The following is a 24,688-nucleotide window of genomic DNA, read 5'->3' on the forward strand; positions in this document are numbered from 1 at the left end:
GCACCGCTGGGTTAATCGTCTGCGGCTTCCAGCCGGGCAAAGCCGCCGTGGCCCTGCCAGCCTGCCAGCTGCTGGTACACCCGGGCAACGGCGGCTTTCACCGGCTGGGTCATCGGATAATAAAAACCGACAATATCCGGCTGAATGCCGAGGAAGATCACTTCGCCGACGTCCTCTTTCAGCTGATCGACCAGATAGTTGAGCGGCATGTTATGGGTGGTCATCATAAACATCTCGGCGATGTCGTCGGGGTCGATGACGCGAATGTCGCCCGGGTTTAGGCCCATATCGGTGGCATCGACGATCAGCAGGCGTTCGGGGCGTAATTCGCGGATCGCCACGATGTCGTTTTCCGGCGCGCTGCCGCCGTCGATGACCACCCACTGGCCGGCCGGGTTCGCCGCGCACATCTCCGCCAGCAGCGGGCCGGCGCCGTCGTCGCCCATCATACTGTTGCCGACACAGAGTAAAACGTCAGTCACGTAATCTCCTCACCATCAGGTAGATGGCGCTTTCCTGGTGAATATCATGCAGCATGCTGAGCATTGTTTTGCTCCACGCCTGCTGCTGCGGGGTCTGCGCGGACTGCGCTTTATCAAAGGCGTTGGCCAGCATTGCCACATGGCTGCTGTCGATGACGATTTCGCCATACTTCGGCACCCCCTCCATTTTGCGCCGCGCGACGCTGCCGGCCTCAAGGGTGGCGATCCATGCCAGATACGCGTCCCACGGGCAGCTCAGCGCCGCCTCAAGACAGTCGATAACGCCGAGGTGGTGGCCAATCGCCAGGCTGTAATAGACCACCTGCTGCGCCTGATCCGGCGTGGCGTCGTTCTCATCAATAAATTTACGGCTCAGCTGACTGAACACCACCGTCTCGCTCATCGGATACGCGCCCCCTCGACCACCTGGTTGAGATGGGTGACGATCTCGGTCAGACGCGGATCTTTCTCCGCCTCCAGCCAGCGCAGCACCTGGCTGTCGCCCTGGCCGAGCAGACGCATATAGTCGTCGGCAATCTGCCGACCATAGCGATAGCCCGCCAGACGGCGCGCTTCGCGATCGATGCGCACCCGCAGGGGTTGCACCATATCGGCGTGCAGCAGCTCGGTCGGCTGTTCGTCAAGCTCGCCCGGCAGGCGGGCGTGAATTTTCTGCTCCAGCAGGCCGAGGGCCATGGCGAAGCCGTACAGGGTGGCGGCGGGCGTCGGCGGGCAGCCGGGAATATAGACATCCACCGGCACGATTTTATCGGTTCCGCCCCAGACGCAGTACAGATCGTGGAAGATGCCGCCGCTGTTGCCGCAGGCGCCGTAGGAGATACAAATCTTTGGATCCGGCGCCGACTGCCAGGCGCGCAGCGCCGGGGAGCGCATCGCGCGGGTCACCGCCCCGGTAAACAGCAGGATATCGGCATGGCGCGGCGAAGGCACCACCTTAATCCCGAAGCGTTCCGCGTCGAACAGCGGTGAAAGGGTAGCGAAAATTTCGATTTCACAGCCGTTACAGCCGCCGCAGTCGACGCGATAAACGTAGGCGGAACGTTTGATTTTCTTCAGCAGCGAGGCCTTCATGCTGGCGATGGATTCATCCACCGTCATCGGCACCGGAATGCCGTTTTCATCGCGTGGGCCAAGTAAAGTGCTCATCAGCTGGCCTCCCTCATGTGGCGGGTCAGTTCAATACGATCGGACGGCACCAGGCATTTCTGGCGCTTGCATTCCGGGCAGGTTTCGAAGCTTTCGCGGTGCAGCTCGGCGCGGGTGTCGCCGTTATGCTTGAGCAGCGCGATGGCGTAGTCGATCTCCTTCTGCACCGCGAACGGCCGCTGGCACTCCCGACAGTGGCAGATAGCGAAGCGCGACTGCTGGAGGAAATCCTCTTTCTTCCACACCGCCAGCTCATACTCCGGCGACAGCTTAATCGCCGCCGTCGGGCAGACCTCTTCACAGCGGCCGCAGAAGATGCAGCGCCCGAGGTTGAACTGCCACGCCAGCTGGTTTGTGGCCAGATCGGTCTCTACCGTCAGGGCGTTCGACGGGCAGGCGTTCACGCAGGCCGCGCAGCCGATACACTGCTGCGGGTTATGCTCCGGCTTGCCGCGGAAGTTTTTATCTACCGGCATCGGCTCCAGCGGATAGGCGTGCGTCGCGGTGCCGGTCTTAATCACTTTTTTAATAAAGGTAAACATGGCGATTCCTTATTTCAGCGGCGAGTTTTTACGCTCGATGCTATAGCGCTCCAGCTCTTTGTACGGCACCACTTTGCTCTTCTTCTTGCGGACATCGACCACGGTCATGCGGTCGGTACAGGAGTAGCACGGGTCAAGGCTGCCGATGATCAGCGGCGCATCGGAAACGGTATTGCCGCGCAGCATATAGCGCAGAGTCGGCCAGTTGGCGTAGGTCGCCGCCCGGCAGCGCCAGCGGTACAGCTTCTGGTTGTCGCCGGTCATGCTCCAGTGAATATCATCCCCGCGCGGCGCTTCTGAGAAGCCCAGCGCGAAGCGGTGCGGAATATAGGTGAAGCCCTCCACCATCAGCGGACCGCCCGGCAGGTTATCGAGACCGTAATCAATCATGTTCAGCGCGGTATAAACCTCGTTGATCCGCACCTTGAGGCGGGAGATGACGTCGCAGCCCTGCTCGCTGTGGACTTCCATCGGCAGCAGGCCGTAGCCGACGAACGGGTGATCGGCGCGGGTGTCGCGGGCGTGGCCGCTGGCGCGCACCATCGGGCCAACGTTGCTGAAGTCGCGGGCGATTTCCGGGTCCAGACGGCCAATGCCGACAGTACGCTGCTCCATGTTCGGGGTGCTGAGCAGCATATCCACCAGCTCCTGCACGTCGCGACGCATCTGCTGCGCCAGCTGGCGGGTCTGGATCATGTCCTCTTTCAGCAGGTCGCGGCGGATCCCGCCGATCAGGTTCAGACCGTAGGTTTTCCGCGCCCCGGTAAGAATTTCCGCCATCTTCATCGAGGTTTCGCGCACGCGGAAGAACTGCATAAAGCCGGAGTCGAAGCCGGTGAAGTGGCAGGCCAGACCGAGGTTCAGGAGGTGCGAATGCAGGCGTTCCACCTCCAGCAGAATGGCGCGGATCATCTGCGCCCGCTCCGGCACCACGATGCCCATCGCATTCTCCACCGAGGTGGTATAAGCGGTGCTGTGAGCGAAGCCGCAGATGCCGCACACCCGGTCCGACAGGAAGGTGACTTCGTTATAACCCATGCGGGTTTCCGCCAGCTTCTCCATCCCGCGATGGACATAGAACAGACGGTAATCGGCATCGATAATGTTCTCGCCGTCAACGAACAGGCGGAAGTGGCCCGGTTCGTCGGAGGTGACGTGCAGCGGGCCAATCGGCACCACGTTGTTTTTCTTGCTGCCCAGCTCGTTGATAAACTCGTAGGTTTCAGCATCGGTGGTCGGCGCCGGGCGTTGACGGTAGTCCATGCTGTCTTTCCGCAGCGGATAGAGTTCATCCGGCCAGTCGTCCGGCAGCACCAGCCGGCGCTCGTCCGGCAGCCCCACCGGCACCAGTCCGTACATATCGCGCACTTCGCGCTCGCCCCACACCGCCGCCGGCACGCGCGGCGTCACCGATGGGTATTCCGGTTTGTTGGCATCCACTTCCACACGCACGGTGATCCAGCATTTGGTGCCCTGCTCCATCGACAGCACGTAGTAGACGGCGTAGTGGCCGTTGAGCTTGCGTTCGTCGTTGCCAAACAGCACAGACAGCCAGCCGCCCTGCTTGTAGTACAGGAACTCGACCACTTCCGGCAGATAGTTGACCTTCACGGTGATGGTTAACTGGTCTTTGGTCTGCCAGGCTTCGTCCAGCACCACGCCCGGAAAGGCCTGGTGCAGCGCCGCAAGATAGTGTTGACCCATTTTTTCTTCAGACATGCTCAAACTCTCTTAATCACGCCACCAGCAAGGAGACGAAAGCTAAAAAGGCGAAACCAAACCCGGCCCAGGTGACGCGGGAGGTGGCACAGAAGCGCAGACGCGCCATGCTGTTTTCAAACAGCGCGATGATCAACACCCCAACCACCAGCTTGACGACGGCCACCACCAGCGCCAGCAGCAGGCCGCCGACGCTGAAGCTGGTCATCTGGCCCCACGGGAAAAAGACCCCGACAAACATCTGCAGCACCACCAGCTGTTTGAGGCTGATGCCCCACTTCAGGATGCCAAAGCCGCTGCCGCTGTACTCGGAAAGCGGCCCCTCCTGCAGCTCCTGCTCCGCTTCCGCCAGATCGAACGGCAATTTGCCCATCTCGATAAAGGTGGCGAAGGCGCAGGCGCACAGCGCCAGAATCAGTGGAATGCTGCGCGCTGCCGGCCAGTGATAAAGGGTGTCGGTGATACTGCTGATATGGGTGGAGCCCGCCACCTGCGCGGCGACCCACAGGCCCAGCAGCAGGATCGGCTCCACCAGCACGCCGAGCATCGCTTCGCGGCTGCTACCCAGCGCGGTAAACGGGCTGCCGGTGTCCAGACCGGAAATCGCGAAGAAGAAACGGGCGATGGCGAACAGGTAGATCAGGGTGATGAGATCCCCAAGCACCGGCAGCGGAGAGTCCACCGTCACCACCGGCAAGGCGGTGGCGATGGTCAGCATCACGCCCACCATGACGTACGGCGTCAGGCGGAACACCCAGCCCGAGGCGTCGGGACCGACGCTCTGGCGGCCCAGCAATTTCAGGATATCCCGATACTCCTGCAGCACGCCCGGTCCGCGGCGGTTATGCAGCCGCGCGCGGGCGACGCGGACGATCCCGGATAACAGCGGCGCGACGGCAAACAGCGCCAGCGCCTGTAGCAATGCAATTAACAGACTCATTCTCAGGCTCCTCGGAAAATGACAATCACCACCAGCACCGCCAGCTCAACCAGCGCCATTGCGCGCAGCAGCGCCGGCGCCGAGGCCGATTGCCAGCCCGGCACCAGACGCACCGGGTTCAGCCAGTGACGCAGCTTCAGCAGCGGCGCAAAGGCCTCTTTCACCGGCATGGCGAAACCGTGGGCGGTGACCACCATCGACTGTTCGTGATCGTAGCCGCAGACCCAGGCCGCGCCGCGCGAGCGCGCCGCCAGGCGATCGCCTTTAAAGAAGATCATCAGCAGGAACGGCAGCAGCGGGCAGGCGATAAGCAGCAGCGCAATCATCGGCTGCGACACCACGCTCGACACCTGGGCCTGCAGCGGGAAGGCGCCGCTCACCAGCGGCAGCAGCCACGGCGCGGCGATGCCGCCAACGAGGCAGAAGACCGCCGCCATGACCACGCTCAGGGTCATCAGCCAGGGGGCGCAGGTGGCGTTTTCCGCCTCTTTGCTCCGCGGCGCGCCGAGGAAGGTGACACCATAGACTTTGGCCATACACATCACCGCCAGCGCGCCGGTGATCGCCAGGCCCACCGCCAGCAGCGGCCCCAGCAGACGGCCAATAAACAGGTCGCTGGTGCTCATTTTGAAGAAGGACTGGTAGATGACCCACTCGCCGGCGAAGCCGTTCAGCGGCGGCAAGGCCGCCATCGCCATCAGCCCCACCAGCATGGCGAGGGAGATCAGCGGCATTTTTTTACCGATGCCGCCCAGCTTCTCGATATCGCGATGGCCGGTGCGGAACCACACCGCCCCGGCGCCGAGGAACAGCGTAGTTTTGAACAGGCTGTGGTTAACCAGGTGATACATGCCGCCGATGAAGCCCAGCACCATCAGCGTGCTGTTGCGGGTGGCCACGCCGGTAACGAAGGCGCCCAGCCCCAGCAGGATGATGCCGATATTCTCCAGGGTGTGATAGGCCAGCAGGCGCTGAATGTTATGCTCCATCAACGCATACAGCCCGCCGATGAAGGCGGTGATCATCCCCAGCACCAGCAGCATCACGCCCCACCACAGCGGCGGCACGCCGCCGGCCAGCGAAACGGTTAACATGCCGTACAGACCGACCTTCATGACCACAGTGGAAAACAGCGCGGCGGCCGGCGCGCTGGCCCCGGCGTGAGCCTGCGGCGCCCAGCCGTGCAGCGGGATCGCCCCCGCCAGCAGGGCGAATCCCGCCAGCCCCGGCAGCCACAGCAGCGGGTTCTGCATCATATCCACCGCCTGGAGATTGATCTGCGCCAGCTCGAGGGTGCCGTAGGTCGACCACACCAGCCAGCAGGTCCATGCCATCAGCAGCGTGCCGAGACGACCCAGCGCAAACCACAGCTTACCGGAGGCGGCGCAGCCGGTGAGAAACGCCGCGCAGAGCGCCATGATCTCCGCCATCACCACCAGCGAACCGATGTTGGTCGCCACCACCGCGCAGGTGGCGGCGGCCAGCAGCAGGTTGACCAGCAGGCCGTTGGCCTTCACCTGCGGGTGGCGATGCCAGCTAATGTTAAACAGCGACACCGGCAGCGCCGACAGGCCGATGGCCAGCAGCCACAGGGCATTGACGCCGCCCACCCGCATTGTCAGATGGAGAAACTGCAGCATGCCGCCGTGGATCCGATCCGGCATCAGCAGCGCGGCGCCGCCGGCAACCACCAGCATAGCGCTGGCCACCGCGCCGCCGATCCCGGCAATGGCGCCGCTGAGCGGTTTACGCATGGCAAACACAAAGGCCAGCACGGCGCTGGCGGCGTACCACGTCACCGCCTGATTGACTAATCCAATTACACTCATTCCCTCTCCCCCTGTTGCGCCTGGAACAACGACAAGTCGCCAAGGTCGGTATTAAAGGTCAGCTGGCGTTTACGCTTGCTGGCCTGGGCGATATCACGGCTATCCACCAGCATCAGCGCTTTGGTCGGACAGGTCCGCACGCAGGCCGGGCCCTGGTCATCGAAGTGGCAGAGGTCGCATTTCACGGCAATGGCGCGCACGCCGGGCACCCAGTCGAGCAGCGAGCTGACGCGGGCCGGCGCCGGCGGCGCGGGGGGCGCCAGCCGGGTATTGGCATTGGCCGGAATATCCAGCGGACGGCTGCCGGAAAATTCGATCGCGCCAAACGGGCAGGCGATGCCGCACAGTTTGCAGCTTACGCACAGGCTCTCGTTGAGCTGGACGGCGCCATCGACGCGCTGGATGGCGTTTACCGGGCAGACAGCGGCGCAGGGGGCGTCTTCGCAGTGATGGCACATCTGCGGTGCCGATTCTTTTTCATTACGCATCACCTGCAGCCGCGGCATAGCCTGCAGGCCGTGCTGGCGATGCGTCTCAGAGCAGGCGGCTTCGCAGGTGCGGCAGCCGATACAGACAGTGGAGTCAGCAATTACAAAACGGTTCACCGGGTCATCCTCGGGTGAAAGTCACTTTTGACGAAATCAGGTTGCGCAGGTGTCATTTTCGACACGTGTCGACACCTTGCGATCAGTGGGTCAGGGCCAGATGGCTTAAGTCCACCGGTTGGTCTTGCTCCATGGCGTCGTACAGACGGTCATAGACGGTGGCGATAATCGCCAGATAATGCTCCAGCACCTGGTCGCGGGAGCGGTTGCTGATCCGCCCGTCCACCGTGCCATCCGCGGCGAGCGTGGCCTGAGCAATCAGATACTTATCACCGCCGCCTTTGTTTTCGACGTAGTATTCGATGGTGTGGCTGTTGAAGCCTTCCGCCAGGGCGACGAACACCTGAAAATGGCCGAACAGCACGAAGCACAGCTCTTTGTCCGGCGCGCAGCTCATCGCGTGATGCAGGCGGGCTTTCGACAGGGTGATCCCCTGAACCAGCGAGTTACAGTAGATATGCCACTGCTCCTGCTGCTGCCGGTGACGGTCGGCGATGTAATCCGCCTTTTCACTTATTTCCCAAATAGTCATATCGGTTTCTCCGTAGCATGAGATGCACCGTCTAAGCATTTTCCGTGCCACATTTTATTTATTTGATTTAATTATGTTTTTATATTTATTCCCTGCCGACGCGACATGTCGATGACAGCCCCGGCGCGTCGTCATCGACATTTCCTGCCGCCACGAGTCTTTTCTGGCACCGTTATTGCATAAAAGGCGCATCGCGATACGGAGGCGACTATGCACGAAATCACCCTCAGCCAGCGGGCGCTGGAAATTATTGAACAACAGGCGCAGCAGGCCGGCGCGCGGCGGGTGACCGGCGTGTGGCTTAAGGTGGGAGCATTTTCCTGCGTGGAAGCCAGCGCCCTGACCTTCTGCTTTGAGCTGGTCTGCCGCGGCACGCTGGCGGAGGGGTGCGAACTGCATATCGCCGAACAACAGGCTGAATGCTGGTGCGAACGCTGTCAGCAGTACGTCCATCTTGTCTCGCAGCACGTCCGCCGCTGCCCGCACTGCAATAACGACCAGCTACAGATCGTGGCGGATGACGGCTTACAGATTCAGCGTTTAGAATTGGAGTAAATTATGTGTACAACATGCGGCTGTGGAGAAGGCAACCTCTATATTGAAGGAGACGAACGAAACCCGCATTCCGCGTTCCGCAGCGCCCCCTTCGCGCCCGCCCCACGCCAGACGATGACCATCACCGGCGTAAAAACCGACCACTTCGCCCCCACCCGCACGACGGAGGGCGATCTGCATTACGGCCATGGCGAAGCGGGGACTCACGCCCCGGGCCAGAGCCAGCGGCGCATGCTGGAAGTGGAAATCGACGTGCTGGATAAAAACAACCGTCTGGCGGCGCGCAACCGCGCGCGCTTTGCGGCGAAGCAACAGCTGGTGCTGAATCTGGTTTCCAGCCCCGGCTCCGGCAAAACCACCCTGCTCACCGAAACCCTCACCCGGCTGAAAGGGCGTGCCGACTGCGCAGTGATTGAAGGCGACCAGCAAACGGTCAATGACGCCGCCCGCATTCGCGCCACCGGCACCCCGGCGATTCAGGTCAACACCGGGAAAGGCTGCCATCTCGACGCCCAGATGATCGCCGACGCCGCCCCGCGCCTGCCGCTGGCTGACCACGGCATTCTGTTTATTGAAAACGTCGGCAACCTGGTCTGCCCGGCGAGCTTTGATCTCGGCGAACGCCATAAGGTGGCGGTGCTGTCGGTCACGGAAGGCGAAGACAAGCCGCTGAAGTATCCGCATATGTTCGCCGCCGCCAGCCTGATGCTGCTCAACAAGGTCGACCTGCTGCCGTATCTCAATTTCGACGTCGAGAAGTGCCTGGCCTGCGCCCGCGAGGTCAATCCGCATATTGACATTATCCTCCTCTCCGCCACCAGCGGCGAAGGCATGGATCAGTGGCTCACCTGGCTGGAGACGCAGCGATGTGCATAGGCATTCCGGGACAAATTTGCGCCATCGACGGCGTGCTGGCGAAGGTGGAAGTCTGCGGCATTCAGCGCGACGTCGACCTGACGCTGGTGGGCGCCGTTGACGAGCAGGGCCAGCCGCGTCTCGGCCAGTGGGTGCTGGTGCACGTCGGCTTCGCCATGAGCGTGATTAATGAAGCCGAAGCCCGCGACACTCTCGAAGCGCTGCAAAATATGTTTGACGTAGAGCCGGACGTCGGCGCCCTGCTGTACGGCGAGGAGCGATAATGCGTTACGTTGACGAATACCGTGCCCCTGAGCAGGTCATGCAGTTGGTGGCCCATCTTCAGCAGCGTGCCCATCTGCTGCCGCACACCGCCGCGCGACCGCTGCGCATCATGGAGGTCTGCGGCGGTCATACCCATGCCATTTTTAAGTTCGGTCTCGACCAGCTGTTGCCGGAGAATATCGAATTTATTCATGGGCCCGGCTGCCCGGTGTGCGTCCTGCCGATGGGGCGCATCGACACCTGCATTGAGATTGCCTGCCGTCCGGGGGTTATCTTCTGTACCTTCGGCGACGCCATGCGCGTACCGGGCAAAAACGGCTCACTGCTGCAGGCGAAAGCCCGCGGCGCCGATGTCCGCATCGTTTATTCGCCGATGGACGCCCTGCGGCTGGCGCAGCAAAACCCGCAGCGTGAGGTGGTCTTTTTCGGTCTCGGTTTCGAAACCACCATGCCCGCCACCGCCCTCACCCTGCGTCAGGCGCGGGAGCGCAACGTCGATAACTTCTTCTTTTTCTGCCAGCACATCACCCTGCTGCCGACCCTGCGCAGTCTGCTGGACCAGCCTGACAACGGTATCGACGCCTTTCTCGCCCCCGGCCACGTCAGTATGGTGATCGGCACCGAAGCCTACGGCTTTATCGCCAGCGACTATCATCGCCCGTTAGTGGTCGCCGGTTTCGAACCTCTTGATCTACTGCAAGGCGCGGTGATGCTGGTTGAGCAGACAATAGCGCAGCGTAGCGAGGTGGAAAATCAGTACCGCCGCGTAGTGCCGGATGCCGGCAACCCGCTGGCGCAGGCGGCGATGGCCGACGTGTTTTGCCTTGATGGCGACAGCGAATGGCGCGGTCTGGGGGTCATCAGCGACTCCGGCGTGCACCTCACGCCGGCCTATCAGCGCTTCGATGCCGAGGCCCATTTCCGCCCGGCGCCGCAGCGCGTGTGCGACGACCCGCGCGCCCGCTGCGGCGAGGTGTTGACCGGCCGCTGTAAACCGCACCAGTGCCCGCTCTTCGCCAGCACCTGCAATCCGCAAAGCGCCTTTGGCGCGCTGATGGTCTCCTCGGAAGGGGCCTGCGCCGCCTGGTATCAATATCGCAGTCAGGAATATGAAGCATGAAAAGCGTCCAGTTAGCCCACGGTAGCGGCGGTCAGGCAATGCAGCAGCTGATCGGCGACCTGTTTATGCAGGCTTTCGCCAACCCCTGGCTGGCGGAGCAGGAGGATCAGGCGCGTCTCGATCTGGCGGCGCTTGCCGCCCAGGGGGATCGTCTCGCCTTCTCCACCGACAGCTATGTGATTGACCCGCTGTTCTTTCCCGGCGGCAATATCGGCAAGCTGGCCGTCTGCGGTACCGCCAACGATGTGGCGGTCAGCGGCGCCATCCCCCGCTATCTTTCCTGCGGGTTTATTCTCGAAGAGGGGCTGGAGATGGCTACCCTGGAAACGGTGGTCGCCAGCATGGCCGATACCGCCCGGGCGGCAGGGATCGCCATCGTTACCGGCGACACCAAAGTGGTGCCGCGCGGCGCGGCGGATAAGCTGTTTATTAACACCGCCGGCATCGGCGCCATCCCGGCAGACGTTCGCTGGGGGACGCAGCAGATCAGCGCCGGCGATGTGCTGCTGGTCAGCGGCACGCTGGGGGATCATGGCGCCACCATCCTTAATCTGCGCGAGCAGATGGGGCTCGACGGCGCGCTGTCCAGCGACTGCGCGGTACTGACGCCGCTGATCCAAACTCTGCGGCCGCTGCGCGGCGTCAAAGCCCTGCGCGACGCCACGCGCGGCGGCGTCAACGCCGTCGCCCATGAGTTCGCCGCCGCCAGCGGCTGCGGCATTGAACTGCACGAGGCGAAGCTGCCGGTCAACGACACCGTGCGCGGAGTCTGCGAGCTGCTCGGGCTGGACGCCCTGAACTTCGCCAATGAAGGCAAGCTGGTGATCGCCGTCGCCCGCGAAGAAGCGGAAAACGTGCTGGCGCATATACGGTCTCACGCCCTGGGACGCGAGGCGGCGATAATCGGCGAGGTGGTCGCCCGCCCGGGCGTGCGTTCCGTCGGGCTGTACGGCGTGAAGCGGACGCTCGATCTTCCCCACGCCGAGCCGCTGCCGAGAATTTGTTAACGACGGCGTCGGGTCCCGGATAGCGGCTGACGCCTTATCCGGGCTACAACACGGCGCGCACATGTAGCCCGGCTAAGCGCAGCGCGAGCCGGGAAAAGCCAGCGGGTGCCCACGGATGGGTTAAAGCGGCAATAACCGCTTTATTAACATACTATTATTTGTACCATCATTTTCTTATGCGCCGCGTTGCCGGCGCGTTTTGGATGTAAGCCATGTCGTATACACCGATGAGCGATCTCGGCCAGCAGGGTCTGTTTGATATCACCCGGCTTTTATTACAGCAGCCCGATCTGGCTGCGCTGAGCGAAACCCTGACCCGCCTGGTGCAACAGTCCGCACTGGCCGACGAAGCGGCCATTATCCTGTGGAACGCAGGCAACCACCGCGCGGCCAGATACGCCTGCGATGAGGCAGGCCAGCCGGTGAGCTATGAAGATGAAACCGTGCTCGCCCACGGACCGGTGCGCCGCTTACTCTCCCGGCCGGATGCTCTGCATTGCGATCATGAGACCTTTGCCGACACCTGGCCGCAGCTTATCCGCAGCGGGATCTATCGCCCGTTCGGGTACTACTCGCTGCTGCCGCTGGCGGCCGACGGGCGGATCTTCGGCGGTTGCGAATTTCTGCGCCGTGACAACCGGCCATGGAGCGAGAAAGAGTTTCAGCGGCTGCATACCTTCGCGCAGATCGTCGCCGTCGTCAGCGAGCAGATTCAGAACCGGGTCAGCAACAACGTCGATTACGATCTGTTGTGCCACGAGCGCGACAACTTCCGCATTCTGGTGGCGATCACCAACGCGGTCCTCTCACGTCTGGATATCGACGAGCTGGTCAGCGAGGTGGCGAAAGAGATCCATCGCTACTTCCGGATCGACGCCATCAGCGTGGTGCTGCGCAGCAACCGCAAAGGGAAGCTCAACATCTATTCCACACACTATCTCGATGCCAGCCATCCGGTTCACGACCAGAGCGAGGTAGATGAAGCGGGCACCCTCACCGAGCGCGTGTTCAAAAGCAAAGAGATGCTGCTGCTTAATCTGCACGAGCATGACACCCTCGCGCCGTACGAGAAGATGCTCTTCGAAATGTGGGGCAACAAGATCCAGACCCTGTGCCTGCTGCCGCTGATGTCCGGCAACACCCTGCTCGGGGTGCTGAAGCTGGCGCAATGCGACGAACAGGTATTTACCACCACCAATCTCAAGCTGCTGCGGCAGATCGCCGAGCGGGTGTCGATCGCTATCGATAACGCCCTCGCCTACCGTGAAATTCAGCGCCTGAAAGAGCGACTGGTGGATGAGAACCTCGCCCTCACCGAGCAGCTCAACAATGTCGAGAGCGAATTCGGGGAGATCATCGGCCGTAGCGAGGCGATGAACAATGTGCTCAAGCAGGTCGAGATGGTGGCCCACAGCGACAGCACCGTGCTGATCCTCGGCGAAACCGGCACCGGCAAAGAGCTTATCGCCCGCGCCATTCATAACCTCAGCGGACGAAACAGTCGGCGGATGGTGAAGATGAACTGCGCCGCGATGCCCGCCGGTCTGCTGGAGAGCGATCTGTTCGGCCACGAACGCGGAGCCTTCACCGGGGCCAGCTCCCAGCGTATCGGCCGCTTCGAACTGGCGGACAAAAGCTCCCTGTTCCTTGATGAAGTGGGCGATATGCCGCTGGAGCTGCAGCCCAAGCTGCTGCGCGTTCTCCAGGAGCAGGAGTTCGAGCGCCTGGGGAGCAACAAGCTGATCCAGACCGACGTCCGACTGATCGCCGCCACCAACCGCGATCTCAAGCAGATGGTTATCGACAGGGAATTCCGCAGCGACCTCTACTACCGGCTCAACGTGTTCCCGATCCACCTGCCGCCGCTGCGCGAGCGCCCCGACGATATCCCGCTGCTGGTGAAGGCGTTTACCTTCAAAATCGCCCGCCGCATGGGACGCAATATCGACAGCATTCCGGCGGAGACCCTGCGCACCCTGACGCGCATGGAGTGGCCGGGCAACGTGCGCGAGCTGGAAAACGTCATCGAACGGGCGGTGCTGCTGACCCGCGGCAACGTGCTGCAGCTCTCCCTGCCGGAGCGGGATATCGTCGAGCCTCCGCGGTCGCCAGAGGTCCTGCCTGAGGAAGGCGAAGATGAATATCAGCTGATCGTCCGGGTGCTGAAAGAGAGCAACGGCGTGGTGGCCGGGCCGAAGGGCGCCGCCCAGCGGCTGGGGCTGAAGCGCACCACGCTCCTGTCGCGCATGAAGCGGCTGGGCATTAATAAAGACGAGCTGGTGTAGCCTCGCGCGCTCCCTCTTTGCGCGCCGGTAAGAGGGAGCGCTGGCGCAGCGCGCTATTTATCGCTGGTAAAACCGTTGCTGGTCGCCAGTTCGGCAAACCACAGCGCATTGCGTTTTATATGTCGCTCGCCGGTCTCCAGATCCAGTCGCCAGAAGCCGTAGCGCCGTTTGAAGGCATTGATCCACGACCAGTTGTCGATAAACGTCCACTGGTGTACGCCAAAGCAGTTCGCGCCGTCGGCAATGGCGCGGTGCAGTTGCACCAGATGCTCCTCCATCAACTGGATGCGAAAATTATCGTCTATCACCCCGTCCGCCCCGGGCTCTCCCTCTGATTCTCGATCCATCGCGATGCCGATTTCCGCGAGATACCACTTAATGTTGCCGTAGTTATCGCGAATATTGGCGGCAATGTCATAAATAGCCTGCGGCAGGATCTCGTTGTTATCACGATAGGGATTAAAGCGGCCCTGCGGGTTCACCGCGTTTTCGAAATAGTATTCCGGGGTGAAATAATCGAGATCATATTCGCCCTCACGCGCTTTTACCCGCCGCGGCACGTAATAGTTCACCCCAAGAAAATCGATATCCGCGCTGAGGATCAACGCCACGTCGTCTTTGCTGGTCGTCGGCAGGCAGTCGTGGGCGGCGAGGATCTCGCACAGCGCTTTGGGGAATTCATGTTTTACCAGCGGGTCAAGGAAGCTGCGGTTAAAAAACAGGTCGGCATACCCGGCGGCTTTTTTATCCGCGTCGCTGTCGGTGAGGGTATAGCTCGGGGTCAGGTTGAGCACCACGCCGATCTCGCCCGCCAGCGCCAGTTCACGATAAGCCGTTACCGCTTTGGCGTGCGCCAGCATAATGTTAAACGCCACCTGCGCCGCCAGCCGGCCATCTTTCTTACACGGATAGTGGAAGTCGTACAGGTAGCCCCCCTCAACCGGCACAATCGGCTCGTTGAAGGTTATCCAGTATTTAACCTTATGGCCAAACAGGCTAAAGGCGGTGCGGGCAAAGCGGGCAAACAGCTCGGCCACGTGCGCCGATTCAAAGCCGCCGTACTGTTTCTGCAGCACCTCCGGCATATCAAAATGGTAGAGATTGATCATCGGCTCAATGCCGTTGGCGATCATCTCATCAAGATAGGCATGATAAAAACGCACCGCGTCCGGGTCCGGCGCGCCGGTTTCCAAATCCGCGATCAGTCGTGACCACTGAATTGAGGTGCGAAACGAGTTGAAGCCGGTCTTTTTCATCAGCGCCACGTCCTGCGGATACTGATGATAAGTATCACACACGGTTTGCGGCCCTACCTGCTGATAAAATCGCTCCGGCTGTTCGGCAAACCAACTGTCCCAGATGGAACGATGGCGCTTATTGGTGACCCCTTCCGTTTGCGGGCCAGACGCCGCCGCCCCCCACAGAAACTCTTGCGGAAACTGATACTGCTGCATAACCTCTCCTTCGAAAAAAGGCTGCGCCCGTCTGGCGCAGCCTGAACGTACTACTCCGCGACCACTTCGATCGATTTAATGAACATATAGCCCCAGTCGCCGGCGAAGCGGCCGAAGTCAATCTGATTAGTCCCCGCGTTAAGCGTCACCGGTATCCGCAGCTGCTGGCCCTGCTCATCCGTCTGCGGGAAGGCCACGGCCTGCGGAGCGCCCCCGTTGACGACAAAGGAGTTCTGCTTGCCACCCCATTTGCCATTGAAGGTTACGTTGAGCTGGAACTGACCGCTCCACGGCGCCTGCACCTGCCAGCTGATCTTATCCCCCTCGTTGGCAAATGGGCCGAGGAAGCCGTCCTCGCCAACTGTCAGCGCGTCTTTATCACTCTTCATCACCGTCAGCCGACCCTCAGCCACGCCATAAACTTCGCCGTAATAACGACAAAAATCCGCTGGCGCTTTCCCCGTCGCTTCGCCCACCGTCACGGTCACGGTTTTGCTGCTTTTCAGCAGCCCATCGTCCGCCGTGAACGTCAGCGCATAGGTACCTGGCGTCGTAAACCAGGCCCGGGTTTGAGCCCGATCGGCATGGCAAAAATGCACCTGTCCCTCACCGGCGTGCTGCCAGCCCACCTTAACCTGTCGCGACGGCAGGCCATCGTCCTGCCAGCTGGCCGTAAGCTCGACGCCCTGGTCCTGCGTGGTGGTTAGGGCCGGTTCCAGCGTGACAACCGGCGGCTGATTCTCCTCGCTATGCTGCACGCTAATCACATTGGAAGGAGCCGAATGACCGCTCTCGTTTTTCGCCGTCACCCGGTAGTAATACGTATGCCCGAGCTGAAGCTGACGATAATCGTCGCGGAACAGAACCATGGTTTCCGGATTCCATTCGTTAACGCCATCGGAGATATCCCGGCCCACCACCGTCCACGGCCCGGTCGGCGAGGCGGCGCGTTCGACATCGTAGCTGCGTCCCACCGCGGCTCCCATCCAGTTGATCGCGAAGGGCGAGGTGGTCTCGCGCAGCAAAGGCGCGTCCGGCTTCGGCAGCGGCGCCATCGTCTGCTGCCCGGCCATCTGCGCCGCGGCCGTGCGCACCAGATCGACCACCGCCTGCTCCTGGTTCGTTTCGCCTTCTTTGGCAAACCCCGGCAGGTGGTAGCTGTAGTGCCCGGTCGACTCCTTATGCCAGTAGAAGCCGCCGTCGTGACGATGGCCGCGGAAGCCCCAGATAAGCCCGCCGGCGGCTTGCGCCCCGTTGACGTCGCTGTGAACGATCGACTGCATAATGGCGTTCAGTTGATCCGCCGGCAGCAGGCCAAACTCGCCGACGAGATAGACTTTTTGCCCGCCGACGGCGCGCAGATCCTGCGTCACCTGCCCGGGATGGTTATTATCGGCATTGGTGTAATAGTGATTGCTGACGATATCTACATTGGGGTCGGTCAGCGCAAAGGAATTGATTTTCTTATAGGTGCCATCCACCACCAGCTGATGAGGGGCCCATTTTTTAATCCACGCCGCGGTCTGATGCAGGAAATCGGCGTTGGTATCCTCCAGCTCGTTACCGGTTTCCCAGGCCATGATCGCCTTTTCATCATAATAGGCGCGGCCGGTGACAGTATTTGTCCGGGTGATAACCTGGCGGATCACATCCAGATAGGCTTTGAAGGTCTTGCTATCGGTCCGATAAAAGTCTTCCGCTTTTTCGTGGTAGAACGCCGCCAGCTGCTCACGCCCGCCCCACCACCACCAGTGGTCAATAAACGGCAGGATCAGTCGCAATCCCTGTTTATCCGCTTCGGCAATCATGTTGTCATACACCCGCATGGCTTTCTCATTCAGCCGCGGCATGCCGTCCGCCGTTTCCGGCGCCAGAATATGGGTCTCGCGCCCGCAGGCTTTATCAAATTCCTGCTGCACCGACAGCACGTAAACGCGCTGGGCTTTCGCCCCGGTTTGCACCATCGCCTGGATCCAGTTTTGCTGCTCCTGCGCCGTTGGCCATTTAAAGTATTGTCCCCAGCCGCGCGGGTCTGCTCTGCAGGGGCCGCGGGCGTCGTCTTCAATGCGGTGCAGCTCCGGCGCGTGGATCCCGGCGAAACGAAACACCTTGTCGCCGTCCTTGAGGGTGGCGCCGTCGCGAGTGATAAAGTGCGTAAAGTGCGAGCGCTCGGCGGCCAGCGCCCCGCCGGCCCCCAGCGCGGACAGCAGCCCCATCAGCAGCAGGTTTTTCATCGGCTTCATCGTTGTCTCTCCTTAGAACCAGACCTCGGCCTGTACGCCGAAGTTAACGGTGTCGGTAGAGCCACTGCGGGAATACCCGCCGGCGGTGATGGTATTGGTATCCCAGTTGTAGTTGCCGTCCAGCGCATCGGAGACACCTTTATCCCACTTCGCGTAGGTGACGAAGAAGCGCAGCTGCGGGCGTGCCCAGAAACCGGAGTCAAAGGTCAGGGTTGGCGCAACGGTGACTTTGGTCAGGCCGCCTTTGCCTTTGCCGTTTACCCCTTTGTAGTTTTTGTCATCCAGGTATTCGTAGCCCAGCTCGTACTGCATGGCAAAGTTGCGGGTGATCTGATGATAAGGGCGGATACCGGCGACCCACATCGAGCGTCCCCAGCCATGGTCATCTTCCGTCCACCAGCGGTAGTTTTTATCTTTCTGCCAGAAAGCGAAGGTCGAGATCTCCAGGTCGCCCATCGAGGCCACGCTATCCAGCACCACTCGCCAGGACTGAGTGTTTTCCAGATTGGCCCAGCCCCAGCCGTTTTTACCCAGCGAGTCACCCGCCGCCAGCCCTTTCCCGTACTGCAATGCGAGGCGGGAGTAGCCTCCGGTCAGGCCATAGAAACCGTCAAAGTTATAAATACCGGTCACGCCATAGCCCTTCTCGGCGGAAGTCGGGTGGTTTTCGTTACGGTTCATATGGTGGCCGATCAGCTCCAGATCGAAGCCTGTCCCCGCGATCTTTTTCAGCCACAGGTTGAGGGAATAGTCATCCGGGTAGCCCTTATCTCCCTTATCCACCGGGTAGGCTTTGGTTTCATCGGTGGGTGAAAAGGCGTACACCCCGGCGTCGAAGCGGGCGAAGCCGAGATCCATGTTGTCGAAGCCGCCGCCGGTGCCGTTGTACTGAATGTACTCCCAGTCGAACTGATGGCTGGAGGTGTTGGAGCTGCTGTAGCGCTTACCGGCCCAGAAGGTCATCTCCGGCGCAAAATCCAGATTGCTCAGCTCGGCGAACCCTTCGCGAAACTGTACGTCATGGCCATCGTCATCCTGACAGTTCCAGTCGGAGGTGCATTTCGACTGGTGAGTGAGGTTGGCCTGCACTTTCGCCACCACGCCGCTGTCCGCCGTCAGCGTCACGGTGGGGATCAGTTCGATCTTGGTGTCTTCTTCGTTGCCCAGTCGCCACTTGCCGTCCGGCATCAGGCCGACGGAGTCCGCGCGGTTGCCATCGGAGTTCGCCAGGATCCCGGAGCGGATATAGCCATGCAGCGCAAAATCATACTTCGGATCGGCGCAGGCCAGGCTGCTGGCCCCTGCCAGCGAGAGGAGAGCCAGAGGTATTGAATGTTTCAGCTTTATCATTATTTTTTTCCCACGTTATGTTTGTTAACACGAACCGATAACGGAGGGGAAATTTACGGATCAAAAATGGAAATGTACATCCGATAATGGAAAGCGCTTTCCATAATTGCCTATCTGGTTCACAAAATTCGCTCTGCGACGAATATATTCGTGAGACTGATCACATAAAATAACAAGAATGCCGCCGGGAGCCGGCAGCAGAGCGGAAGGAGGAGCAGGTGAATGAGTGCCGTCGGGGGATAAGCCCCCGACGGTGAGGGGGTCAGCGCTCGGTTTCCGCGAGCTGGCGTTCGTACACTTTAAAGAAGGGGCGATAGAGCATCCAGGCGTTAAACATCGCGAACAGGCTCATGCACAAATTTTTCCAGCTGCCGTTCGCCGACCATGCTGCCCCCAGCGGGGAAGGCATCGACCATGGCAGCATCGCCACCGCGCGGTCGAGGATACCCAGCTGAGTTAAATACCATGCGATACAGGCATTTATCAGCGGAACAAAGAGAAACGGCAGTAAAAAAACCGGGTTCATGATTACCGGAAAACCAAACAGTATTGGCTCGTTGATATTAAACAGCGACGGCAGCAGGCCAATTTTTGCCACGCTTTTCAGCTGCCGCGAGCGGCTGCGCATCGCCATCAGCACCAGCGGCAAAGTGGAGCCAATACCGCCGATCAGCAGGTAAAAATCCCAGAACCCCTGCAGATAAATATGCGGCAGCGTTGGCGAACCCGCCGCCAGCGCCTGCTGATTTTCAAACAGATAGGTCATCCAGAAGGGGTTCATGATCCCGGTGACGATCAGCGCGCCGTGGATACCGATAAACCAGAGTAAGTTACAGATAAATAAAGAGATCAGTACCGCCATCAGCGTGTCGGACGCCAGCACCAGCGGCCGCACCGCTTCGCTGATCAACTCCGGTACGATGCGTCCGGTGGTCTGCAGCAGTATGGCATTCATCACGCTTATCGACAGCATCACCACCAGCAGCGGGATCAGCAGTTGAAAGCCATTGCGGGTCATCAGCGGCACTTCATCAGGCAAGCGAATACACCAGCCTTTTTTGTAGAAAAAGCGAATTATCTCAATGGAATAGGTGCTGGATATCAGGGCGGTAAATATCCCCATACCGCCGAGATAAACATTGCTCACCGCAGTCTCGCGAAAGCCGATAAACAGCAGAAAAGCCAGACACCCGGTTAAACCGCAGAGCCGTTCCGGCAGACGGTACTGCTTGGCGAGACTGGCGCTGGCGCCGAAGGCGACAATCAGCGCCACCAGGCCAATGGTTAGCTGAAAGGTCGGCAGCAGGATAGGCCGCAGCAGCAAATAGACCTGGCCGAAACGCGAGGCGCCGTCGATGGAAACGGGCGGAAACAAAATGGGCACCAACAGGCTGCCAACAATCACAAAGGGCATCGCCAGCGCAAAGCTATCGCGCATCGCCGTAATGTGGTTATTGCGCGTCAGAACATTCGCCAGCGGCGCCAGCCGCTGCTCGATGATATCCACGGCCACATTCATTAACTGAATGTTCATACTCCTACCTTTGCGAATGGTTGTCTCGCCGGGATGATCGCCCACAACACCGCAAAGTGAAAGCCTGCCATAGGTGATCATGGTCACAATTAATAAATCCACAAACGGAAAGCGCTTTCCGTAATGCATCCATTTTGACTATAGTCCGCTCATCCAACCTCATCAGGAGCGGTACTTATGAAAAAAATTATGTTGTGTTGTTCGGCAGGCATGTCCACCAGCCTGCTGATGAAAAAAATGATTGCCGAAGCCGAACAGCGGGGCCTGCCGGTAGAGATCAATGCCTATGGCGTAGCGGAATTCGCCGAACAGGTTGGCCATTATCAGGTGGTGCTGCTGGGGCCGCAGGTGAAATACATGCAGCAGGATCTGCAAAAACAGGCGGATAAATACGGTATCCGCGTCGAACCCATCAATATGATGGACTACGGCATGCAAAAAGGCGCCGCGGTCCTCGATTTCGCCCTTTCCCTCATTGAAAACAAGAACTAAGGAAAGAACATGAGCTCTCTGTACGCTAAACTGATCGATGTGATCGAACGGCAGATCACGCCTATGGCGGGGGCGATCGGCCAGCAAAAATACGTCACCTCGATCCGCGACGGTTTTATTACCGCCCTGCCCTTTATGATCGTAGGCTCGTTTTTGCTGGTATTTATCTTTCCGCCGTTTTCTCCGGATACGACGTGGGGCTTTGCCCGCGCCTGGCTGCAATTTTCGCTCGATCATCGCGATGCGCTGATGCTGCCGTTCAACTTCAGCATGGGGGTGATGACCCTGTTCATTGCCGTCGGGATCGCCGCCAGCCTCGCCAAGCACCATCACCTGGACTCGCTGACCGCCGGGATGCTGTCGCTGATGTCGTTTCTGCTGGTAGCCGCGCCGCTGAAAGATGGCCAGATCTCTACAGCCTACTTCTCCGGTCAGGGGATCTTCACCGCCATTCTGGTGGCCATCTATTCCACCGAGCTGTACGCCTTCCTCAAGCGGCATAACATCACCATTCGCCTGCCGCCGGAAGTGCCTGCCGGGGTGGCGCGCTCGTTCGAGATCCTGATCCCGGTGCTGGCGATCATTCTGACGCTGCATCCGCTGAACCTGTTTATCGAGGCTCAGCTGGGGATGATCATTCCGGAAGCGATCATGTCGCTGGTCAAACCGCTGGTCGCGGCTTCCGATACGCTGCCGGCCATTCTGTTGTCAGTGCTGGTCTGTCAGGTGCTGTGGTTCGCCGGGATCCACGGCGCGCTGATCGTCACCGGGATCATGAACCCGTTCTGGATGGCCAACCTGTCGGTCAATCAGGCGGCCATGGCGGCAGGTACCGCTATCCCGCACATCTATGTCCAGGGCTTCTGGGATCACTATCTGCTGATCGGCGGCGTCGGCTCCACCCTGCCGCTGGCGCTGATGCTGCTGCGCAGCAAGGCCGTGCATCTGCGGACGATTGGCCGGATGGGGGTCGTGCCGGGGGTATTCAATATTAACGAACCGATCCTCTTCGGCGCGCCGATCATCATGAACCCACTGTTTTTCCTGCCGTTCGTGCTAGTGCCGATGGTCAACGCGACCCTGGCGTACTTTGCGCTGAAGCTGGATCTCGTCAGCCGCGTAGTATCGATGACGCCGTGGACAACGCCGGCGCCCATCGGCGCCTCGTGGGCGGCGAACTGGAGCTTTAGCCCGGTGATCCTGTGCCTCATTTGTATGGCCACCGCCATGGTGATGTACCTGCCATTTCTCAAAGCTTACGAAAAACAGCTGCTGGCCCAGGAGCGTGAAAACGCCGTCGGCCAGGCTGACAACGCGGCGCAAACCGCTTAACGCTAACGATTCAGAGGATAATCATGGAATTAGAAGAACAGGTGATGGGGATCATCATCAACGCCGGCCAGTCACGTAGTCTGTGCTACGAAGCGCTGCACGCCGCTAAAGCGGGTGATTTCGCCACCGCCGACGCCAAAATGCAGGAAGCGGCGCACTATTCCCGCGAAGCTCACCTTGTACAGACCCAGCTTATCGAAGCTGACGAAGGCGAGGGAAAAACCAAAATGACGCTGGTAATGGTCCATGCTCAGGATCACCTGATGACCTCCATTCTGGCGAAAGAGCTGATTGCCGAACTGATTGCGATTTACCGCGCGCAACCACTTCACGCCTAGCGCGTTCCCCGGCCAGGCGCGCTGGCCGGGTCTGATTCCCCGAGGTCACTATGTTACATCTTGGAATAGATATTGGCGGCACCAAAATGGAAGCCGTACTGCTGGACCCGGCAGGCGAATGCGTCCAGCGCCTGCGCCGGCCGACCCACAAAGAGAGCTATGACGCCTTTATGCGTCAGCTGCTGACCCTGATTGCCGATATTCGCGCGGTCAGCCCGCAGCCATTCACCCTGGGGATCGGCCTACCCGGGGCTATCGATCCGCAAAGCGGGCGCATTAAAAACTGCAACTGCCTGGTGCTCAACGGTCACGATCTGCGCCGGGATATCATGCAGCAGCTTGGCCAGCCGGTGTGGATGGCAAACGATGCCGACTGCTTCACCCTTTCGGAGGCGGTAGATGGCGCCGGCGCCGGGGCCTCCACCGTCTTCGGGGTAATTATCGGTACCGGCTGCGGCGGGGGGATCGCCGTTCATCAACAACTGCTCAGCGGCCCCAACGCTATCGCCGGGGAGTGGGGGCATAATCCGCTGCCGGGCTATACTCCTGAGCGCGATGGTCCGCCGCAGCCCTGCTACTGCGGCAAAACGAACTGCATCGAAAGCTTTCTCTCCGGCACCGGCTTCGCCCGCCGCTATGGGGAACAAGCCCGTGCGGAAGCCATTGTCGCCGCGGCGCAAAACGGCGATCCGCGCGCGCTGGCCCACTGGCGACACTTTATCGATGCCTTTGCCCGTAGCCTGGCGTCGGTGATCAATATTCTCGACCCGCAGGTGATTGTGCTGGGCGGCGGTCTGTCCAACGTCAGCCAGATCTATCGCGATCTGCCTGCCGCCATCGTGCCGTGGATCTTCTCCGACAGCTGCCGCACGCAGATCAAACCGGCCCGCTTCGGCGACGCCAGCGGCGTGCGCGGCGCGGCCTGGCTGCCCCGTCTGCCCGGCGCCGCGGACGGGCAGCGGTAGACACTTTTTTCAGCAGGTATGTTAAGCTAGGCGAAAATGTTCAGACAGAAAAAGCCATGCCAACGATTGATGATGTTTCAAGATTAGCGAATGTCTCAAGAGCGACGGTTTCCCGCGTGCTGACCGGCACCCGGGGCGTGCGCGAAGAGAGCCGGGAAGCTGTGCTGCGGGCCGTTGAAGAACTCAACTATCGCCCGAGCTTTGCCGCGCAAAACCTCGCCAGTCAGACATCCAGCCACGTTGGTCTGGTGATTTCCGCGCAGGACGAGAGCAACGGCGCGCGTCTGCTGCCGCTCCTCTCGCAGGCGCTGAAAGGGCTGAATAAAAGCCTGCTGGTCCAGTATGTCAGCGATCCGGTAGAGCAGGCGGCGGCGATCGACGATCTGCAGCGCCAGTGCGTGGCGGTGGTGGTGCTGGGCGCCGTTGCTGCCGACGCGCCGCGCAACGTTATCGCCTTTGACCGTTTCGGCGTCGCCGGGAGCAACAGCCAGGGCTATGACTTCGCCTTCGCCACTGAAAGCGCCTGCCGCTATGTGATTGGCAAGGGACACCGCAACATCGCCCTGCTGGTGGACAGCGATAGCGACGATGCCAGCCGCCAGATGATGGAAGGCTACCGCAACGTTCTGCAGAACTACTCCATTCCTTTTAACCGCCAGCTGGTGCTGACGGCCAACGATGATGTCGAACAGGCGCTGCTGACCTTAATTAACAGCTTCAGTAAATACTCAGTCATTATCGTTAAACGTGACCGCTACGCGGCTGAGGCAATGCGCCTGCTGCGCGAATTCACCATCGCCGTCCCGCAGGAGGTCTCCCTGCTGAGCCTTGAGGATTCCCCGCTCGCCTCGCTGCTCTACCCACCGCTGACCTGCATCTCCTGGCCACTGGAGGCGCTGCTGGATAACTGTATTCAGCGTATCCGCAGCCTGATTGACGACCGGCCAACCTTCACCGCCGAGGGCCGCTCGCTGGCTGGCCGCCTGATCCCGCGCCAGTCGGTCGCCGATATCTCTTGATCTTCGCCCGGTTCGCGCCGGGCCAGCCTTATCTCTCC

At 60.6% G+C, this 24,688-nt stretch carries 24 protein-coding genes; 11 read left to right on the plus strand and 13 right to left on the minus strand.

Features of this window, described 5'->3' with window-relative positions; genetic code table 11:
• Window positions 1-11: 11 nt before the first annotated feature.
• The 9 genes from hycI to hycA all read right to left on the minus strand — a co-directional run bounded on the left by hycI (window position 12) and on the right by hycA (window position 7,816).
• Window positions 12-482 (minus strand): hydrogenase maturation peptidase HycI, encoded by a 471-nt coding sequence (hycI, locus tag ABLV52_RS20200; protein ID WP_023290791.1) that lies wholly within the window; start codon window positions 480-482, stop codon window positions 12-14.
• Window positions 475-885 (minus strand): formate hydrogenlyase maturation HycH family protein, encoded by a 411-nt coding sequence (locus ABLV52_RS20205; protein WP_023290792.1) that lies wholly within the window; start codon window positions 883-885, stop codon window positions 475-477. Before ABLV52_RS20205 ends, hycI begins: the two co-directional genes overlap by 8 nt.
• Complete coding sequence (locus ABLV52_RS20210; protein ID WP_002914891.1) at window positions 882-1,649, minus strand: NADH-quinone oxidoreductase subunit B family protein; 768 nt, start codon at window positions 1,647-1,649, stop codon at window positions 882-884. The genes ABLV52_RS20205 and ABLV52_RS20210 overlap by 4 nt, the downstream gene beginning before the upstream one ends.
• Entirely contained in the window at window positions 1,649-2,191 is a 543-nt protein-coding gene (locus tag ABLV52_RS20215; protein WP_023290793.1) for a formate hydrogenlyase complex iron-sulfur subunit, read from the minus strand. The genes ABLV52_RS20210 and ABLV52_RS20215 overlap by 1 nt, the downstream gene beginning before the upstream one ends.
• A 9-nt stretch (window positions 2,192-2,200) precedes the next feature.
• Window positions 2,201-3,910: a formate hydrogenlyase subunit HycE gene (hycE, locus tag ABLV52_RS20220; RefSeq protein WP_348890863.1), complete on the minus strand. Its 1,710-nt coding sequence runs from the start codon at window positions 3,908-3,910 to the stop codon at window positions 2,201-2,203.
• 16 nt (window positions 3,911-3,926) lie between these two features.
• Entirely contained in the window at window positions 3,927-4,850 is a 924-nt protein-coding gene (locus ABLV52_RS20225) for a respiratory chain complex I subunit 1 family protein (protein WP_023290794.1), read from the minus strand.
• 2 nt (window positions 4,851-4,852) lie between these two features.
• Entirely contained in the window at window positions 4,853-6,679 is a 1,827-nt protein-coding gene (gene hycC, locus ABLV52_RS20230) for a formate hydrogenlyase subunit 3 (protein WP_348890864.1), read from the minus strand.
• Entirely contained in the window at window positions 6,676-7,284 is a 609-nt protein-coding gene (locus ABLV52_RS20235) for a 4Fe-4S dicluster domain-containing protein (RefSeq protein ID WP_023290796.1), read from the minus strand. Before ABLV52_RS20235 ends, hycC begins: the two co-directional genes overlap by 4 nt.
• 82 nt (window positions 7,285-7,366) lie before the next feature.
• Window positions 7,367-7,816 carry a formate hydrogenlyase regulator HycA gene (hycA, locus tag ABLV52_RS20240; protein WP_004205645.1) on the minus strand — a complete coding sequence of 150 codons (450 nt, stop codon included), beginning with the start codon at window positions 7,814-7,816 and terminating at the stop codon, window positions 7,367-7,369.
• Between the two features lie 210 nt (window positions 7,817-8,026).
• Here hycA and hypA point away from each other — a divergent pair, with 210 nt between their 5' ends.
• From hypA to flhA, 6 genes are all read left to right on the plus strand, one after another.
• The gene (gene hypA / locus ABLV52_RS20245; RefSeq protein WP_004205644.1) at window positions 8,027-8,371 is read left to right on the plus strand and encodes a hydrogenase maturation nickel metallochaperone HypA; all 345 of its coding nucleotides are present in this window, start codon (window positions 8,027-8,029) and stop codon (window positions 8,369-8,371) included.
• A gap of 3 nt (window positions 8,372-8,374) precedes the next feature.
• Window positions 8,375-9,247: a hydrogenase nickel incorporation protein HypB gene (hypB, locus tag ABLV52_RS20250; RefSeq protein ID WP_023290798.1), complete on the plus strand. Its 873-nt coding sequence runs from the start codon at window positions 8,375-8,377 to the stop codon at window positions 9,245-9,247.
• Entirely contained in the window at window positions 9,238-9,510 is a 273-nt protein-coding gene (locus tag ABLV52_RS20255; protein WP_002914934.1) for a HypC/HybG/HupF family hydrogenase formation chaperone, read from the plus strand. The genes hypB and ABLV52_RS20255 overlap by 10 nt, the downstream gene beginning before the upstream one ends.
• Complete coding sequence (hypD, locus tag ABLV52_RS20260) at window positions 9,510-10,631, plus strand: hydrogenase formation protein HypD (RefSeq protein WP_348890865.1); 1,122 nt, start codon at window positions 9,510-9,512, stop codon at window positions 10,629-10,631. The genes ABLV52_RS20255 and hypD overlap by 1 nt, the downstream gene beginning before the upstream one ends.
• The gene (hypE, locus tag ABLV52_RS20265) at window positions 10,628-11,638 is read left to right on the plus strand and encodes a hydrogenase expression/formation protein HypE (RefSeq protein ID WP_102005843.1); all 1,011 of its coding nucleotides are present in this window, start codon (window positions 10,628-10,630) and stop codon (window positions 11,636-11,638) included. The genes hypD and hypE overlap by 4 nt, the downstream gene beginning before the upstream one ends.
• 212 nt (window positions 11,639-11,850) lie before the next feature.
• Window positions 11,851-13,923, plus strand: coding sequence for a formate hydrogenlyase transcriptional activator FlhA (gene flhA, locus ABLV52_RS20270; protein ID WP_180266086.1), 2,073 nt, complete (start codon window positions 11,851-11,853; stop codon window positions 13,921-13,923).
• Between the two features lie 53 nt (window positions 13,924-13,976).
• On the opposite strand, the gene ABLV52_RS20275 is transcribed toward flhA, so the two are convergent.
• From ABLV52_RS20275 to ABLV52_RS20290, 4 genes are all read right to left on the minus strand, one after another.
• Window positions 13,977-15,377: a glycoside hydrolase family 1 protein gene (locus ABLV52_RS20275; RefSeq protein ID WP_348890866.1), complete on the minus strand. Its 1,401-nt coding sequence runs from the start codon at window positions 15,375-15,377 to the stop codon at window positions 13,977-13,979.
• A gap of 50 nt (window positions 15,378-15,427) precedes the next feature.
• On the minus strand, window positions 15,428-17,620 hold the full coding sequence (locus tag ABLV52_RS20280; protein ID WP_348890867.1) for a CBM35 domain-containing protein: 2,193 nt from the start codon (window positions 17,618-17,620) through the stop codon (window positions 15,428-15,430).
• Between the two features lie 12 nt (window positions 17,621-17,632).
• Complete coding sequence (locus ABLV52_RS20285) at window positions 17,633-18,970, minus strand: carbohydrate porin (protein WP_348890868.1); 1,338 nt, start codon at window positions 18,968-18,970, stop codon at window positions 17,633-17,635.
• Between the two features lie 262 nt (window positions 18,971-19,232).
• On the minus strand, window positions 19,233-20,504 hold the full coding sequence (locus ABLV52_RS20290) for a PTS transporter subunit EIIC (RefSeq protein ID WP_101976227.1): 1,272 nt from the start codon (window positions 20,502-20,504) through the stop codon (window positions 19,233-19,235).
• Window positions 20,505-20,681: 177 nt separating this feature from the next.
• On the opposite strand from ABLV52_RS20290, the gene ABLV52_RS20295 reads away from it, so the two are divergent.
• The 5 genes from ABLV52_RS20295 to ABLV52_RS20315 are packed head-to-tail and all read left to right on the plus strand — an operon-like array spanning window position 20,682 to window position 24,650.
• A complete protein-coding gene (locus ABLV52_RS20295) occupies window positions 20,682-20,996 on the plus strand; it encodes a PTS sugar transporter subunit IIB (RefSeq protein WP_002914979.1) in 315 nt (104 codons plus the stop codon).
• Between the two features lie 9 nt (window positions 20,997-21,005).
• Entirely contained in the window at window positions 21,006-22,328 is a 1,323-nt protein-coding gene (locus tag ABLV52_RS20300; protein ID WP_002914981.1) for a PTS cellobiose transporter subunit IIC, read from the plus strand.
• A gap of 23 nt (window positions 22,329-22,351) precedes the next feature.
• A complete protein-coding gene (locus ABLV52_RS20305) occupies window positions 22,352-22,666 on the plus strand; it encodes a PTS lactose/cellobiose transporter subunit IIA (RefSeq protein WP_002914983.1) in 315 nt (104 codons plus the stop codon).
• Between the two features lie 50 nt (window positions 22,667-22,716).
• Window positions 22,717-23,631 carry an ROK family protein gene (locus ABLV52_RS20310; RefSeq protein WP_348890869.1) on the plus strand — a complete coding sequence of 305 codons (915 nt, stop codon included), beginning with the start codon at window positions 22,717-22,719 and terminating at the stop codon, window positions 23,629-23,631.
• 56 nt (window positions 23,632-23,687) lie between these two features.
• On the plus strand, window positions 23,688-24,650 hold the full coding sequence (locus ABLV52_RS20315) for a LacI family DNA-binding transcriptional regulator (RefSeq protein WP_048298115.1): 963 nt from the start codon (window positions 23,688-23,690) through the stop codon (window positions 24,648-24,650).
• The last annotated feature ends 38 nt before the right edge of the window (window positions 24,651-24,688 follow it).

The sequence above is a fragment of the Klebsiella sp. GB_Kp056 genome, from assembly GCF_040064755.1.
GTDB classification, from domain to species: Bacteria; Pseudomonadota; Gammaproteobacteria; order Enterobacterales; family Enterobacteriaceae; genus Klebsiella; species Klebsiella quasipneumoniae.